The 3775-nt window shown below is 65.2% G+C and carries 3 pseudogenes; 1 reads left to right on the forward strand and 2 read right to left on the reverse strand.

Annotated features, from left to right (window positions below):
• Together sufB and ACLL9L_RS16715 are read right to left on the reverse strand one after the other, a co-directional pair.
• A pseudogene (gene sufB, locus ACLL9L_RS16710) lies at nucleotides 1-882 on the reverse strand (Fe-S cluster assembly protein SufB); the annotation flags it as partial.
• Nucleotides 883-1954: 1072 nt separating this feature from the next.
• A pseudogene (locus ACLL9L_RS16715) lies at nucleotides 1955-3030 on the reverse strand (YgfZ/GcvT domain-containing protein).
• 463 nt (nucleotides 3031-3493) lie between these two features.
• On the opposite strand from ACLL9L_RS16715, the pseudogene ACLL9L_RS16720 reads away from it, so the two are divergent.
• A pseudogene (locus ACLL9L_RS16720) lies at nucleotides 3494-3775 on the forward strand (aconitate hydratase); the annotation flags it as partial.

Below are 3775 nucleotides of genomic sequence, written 5' to 3' on the forward strand. Positions count from 1 at the left end.
TGGAAGCCGAACCGTGCGCGCCCTCCATGATCTGCACCAGACCGCGGTATGACGTCGGCCACCGCCGCGAGCCACCGACTTGGAGATGATGCTGGAGTAGGTGTTCGGGGCTGCGTGCAGCGAGTCCGACTTGTAGATCGGGGCGGTGCAGCCCTCGACGTAGTGCACGTCGGAGCCTTCGTCGGCGATGATCAGGGTCCGCTCGAACTGGCCCATGTTCTCGGTGTTGATCCGGAAGTAGGCCTGCAACGGGATGTCGACCTTGACACCCGACGGGACGTAGATGAAGGAGCCACCTGACGACACCGACGTGTTGAGCGAGGCGAACTTGTTGTCACCAAACGGGATCACCGAGGTGATGTACTCGCGGAACAGGTCCTCATACTCACGAAGGCCGGTGTCCGTGTCGACGAAGATGACACCCTGCTCGGCCAGGTCCTCACGGATCTGGTGGTAGACGACCTCAGACTCGTACTGCGCGGCCACACCGCCCACGAGCCGTTGCTTCTCGGCCTCGGGGAGGCCCAGACTGTCGTAGGTGTTCCTGATGTCCTCGGGCAGTTCCTCCCATGAGGTGGCCTGCTTCTCGGTGGACTTCACGAAGTACTTGATGTTTTGGAAGTCGATGCCGGTCAGGTCAGAGCCCCAGGTGGGCATGGGCTTCTTGCCGAAGAGTTTCAGGCCTTTGAGGCGCAGGTCAAGCATCCACTGGGGCTCGTTCTTGCGGCCCGAGATGTCGCGCACGACCTCCTCGCTCAGGCCTCGACGAGCAGACACACCGGCAGCATCGCTGTCGGACCAGCCGAACTTGTAGTTCCCGAGGTCCTTCAGACCCGGGTTACGCTCCTCAACGGTGCCGAGCTCTTCAACGGTACTGCTCATTGCCTGGACCCTTCATCAGAGATCGTCGTGCCTTTGGGTGCCTTAAGTGCCGCGATCGCCCGCACGGGCACAGCGCTCATGGGGATGAACGTGGTGCAGGCATGCTCGCCATGGGCCGCGTCGCCCCGACTGGTCGGGTGAAGGCGATCGCGGACAGCTGCGAGCATCAGGCCCAGGCGAAAGGCGAGGGTGGGAACGATGCTCGGAGATCGCCTGCCGGACCCGGTCCCGGGTCCGCGCACCAAGACCCTGCGGCTCCGGGTTGGACCCGTCCGCAGCGTCAGGGCCCTCGGGACCCTGAGAAACAGGGTGGTCAGCGAATAACACAACAAGAGTGTGACCTAATTCGGCCCGGCTATCTAGTCAGAGGCGCCTTGCACGGACGTGACACCGGTCATACAGCGCAAAGTCCTATCTTTCGCCCGTGACCGAGGCCGTGACCGTGCGCGAGCTGACCAAGCGATTTGGCGCAACCACTGCCCTCAGGGCGTGATCTGCACCGCTCGCTATGGCAGTTGACCGCGGTCCTGGTGCTCAACGGTGCCGGCAAGACGACCACCATCGAATGTGCTGAGGGTCTGCAACGCCCCGACGCCGGCGAGGTCCGCGGAGGTTGTCCCGGCCTCTCGTAGAAGTTGAGATGGCGATCTCCCGCCTGACCACGCCCTTATCGCCGCAGGTTCGGCTCCGCCCAAGCCCAGCGAGCTGCTCGGCTCGGCCGCGATGACCCAGACCCTGCGTGAGCTGGAGTCCCGCTTCGACGTGGTGATCATCAACAGCACCTCCGTTGCTGCCCGTGACCGACACTGCCGTGGTGAGCACCATCGCCTGCGGGACCTTCGTGGTGGGCGGCATTGGACTTGGTCGACCGCGACCACCTGGCCAGATCAGTGCAGCCCCTGGCCCCCGTCAAGGTTCATGCCCTGGGACTTGTCCTCAACCTGCTACCGACCAAGAGCGCCGACTACTACTACCGCGGCTATGCTCAGGAGTCGCCGCGGTAGCGCGCGAAGGAGCGTGAACGGGCCGGTTCCTGACCTGGAGTCACGCCTAACGCTGCCTGTTCGTCATCTCAACGCTGGACGATCTCCTCCTGGTTGGCGCTGAGACCGTCGACCAGGCACACGGCATCGAGGGCGGTGTTGCGCTTGAGGACGGCCAGGGCGATCGGGCCGAGCTTGTGGTGCAGCGCCACCGACGTCAGGCGACCGACGACTCTGCCCTCGACCTCGATCTCGGAGCCGCGTTCGAGCAGAGTGTGACCGGACCCGTCGAGGTGCAGGAACACCCCCTGCGCGGCGGCCGGCCGAGGTTATGAACGCGAGCCACGGTCTCCTGCGCGCGATAGCAGCCCTTGTGCAGATGCACCGCCGTGCGCAGCCAGTCGAGCTCGTGCGGGATCGTGCGGTGGTCGGTCTCGAAACCCAGGCGCGGACGCCATGCGGCAATGCGTAGCGCCTCGGCTACCCACATCCCCGCCATCGGCCGGTCACCGATCGCCGCCTCGAGCTGGTCTCGAGGGACGATCAGCTCGCGCCAGCGGCGCTCGCTTCCTGGGTGCTGGGCCGGTTCAACCGCCGCGCTGTATGCCGCAGTGTCGCCGACCATGAGCGGCCACGGGTCACTCCAAGCCAAGGGCTCCGCCGCCGAGGTCTCGGAGCGGATCGGCTCACCGATGACGGCTTAGTCGGCACTGACGTCGGCGACATCGACGTGCAGCATGAAACGCATTGAGTCCAGCCAGGCCAGGAGCGCCGGAGTGGTGCCGGGCTCGACCGTGACCCAGGTGGTCTCGCCGTCGTCGACGAGGTGCAGCTCGTGCTCGATGTGCCCCTTGGGGCTGAGCACCAGCGTCTCTGCGGAGGTGCGCGGAGCCAGCCCGGTCAGCATCTGGGTGGTGATCAAGTGCAGCCAGGAAAGGCGGTCCGGCCCGGTGATGGTCAGGACCCCACGGTGTGACAGGTCGACTGCGGCCAGTCCCTCGACCAGGAGGTGCTGCTCACGCAACGGGTCGCCGTAGTGCGCGGCAACGGCAGCGGCAACGCCCTGCCCCGCCACGGCTCCGTGCCGGCTCAGCAACGGGCTAGACGCCGCCACCTCAGTGGGGCTCACGGGGTTGCCTGGGCTGGGGTTGTCTGAGCCGAACATGCTTCGCACCATCCGTGTACCGCCATGTGTTTCACATCTGCCACAAAGCCGTGACAGGTCAAAGGATTCCCCACGAACGGGTCGGCCGTGGCGACCGCGCTCTCGATCACGGCCCGCCGGACAGGCACACAAGGTGCACATGGTCGGCAAGGTCGGCCAGGTGATAAGCCGGCGAGCGGTGGTCAAGATGCGTGTGAGAGACCACGCCCATCTCCTGGAGCGCCTACCCCGTCACCTTGTCGGCAGCCCAGACGCTCGGCATAGCGGCCAAAGCCATCGAGCTGAGCATTAACGGCACCTCAACGAAGTAGGTCCGAGGTTTGATCGCAAGCTAAGATGACAAACCCGGATCAGGTATCGCCTTCACACGCTGCGACCGAGAAGTCGACCGCTCGATGACCGACGGCCCTGAAACCTGGCGCGTGATGGGTCAACGCCGTCCGCCCGAATGAGGAGGCACATCGTGGGCCAGAACGTCGCGCAGAAGCTCATCGCAGCCCATCTCGTGTCCGGGCAGATGACCCCTGGGGACGAGATCGCGCTTCGGGTCGACCAGACGCTCACCCAGGACGCCACCGGCACGATGGTCATGCTCGAGCTGGAGGCGCTCGGCCTGGACAGGGTCCGCACGGAGGTGTCGGTGCAGTATGTCGACCACAACCTGCTACAGACCGACAGCAAGAACGCCGAGGACCACGACTTCCTGCGCTCGGCCTGTCAACGGTTCGGGCTCTGGTACTCCAAG

The sequence above is a fragment of the Lapillicoccus sp. genome (assembly GCF_046595215.1).
In the GTDB taxonomy this organism is placed as follows: Bacteria; Actinomycetota; Actinomycetes; order Actinomycetales; family Dermatophilaceae; genus Lapillicoccus.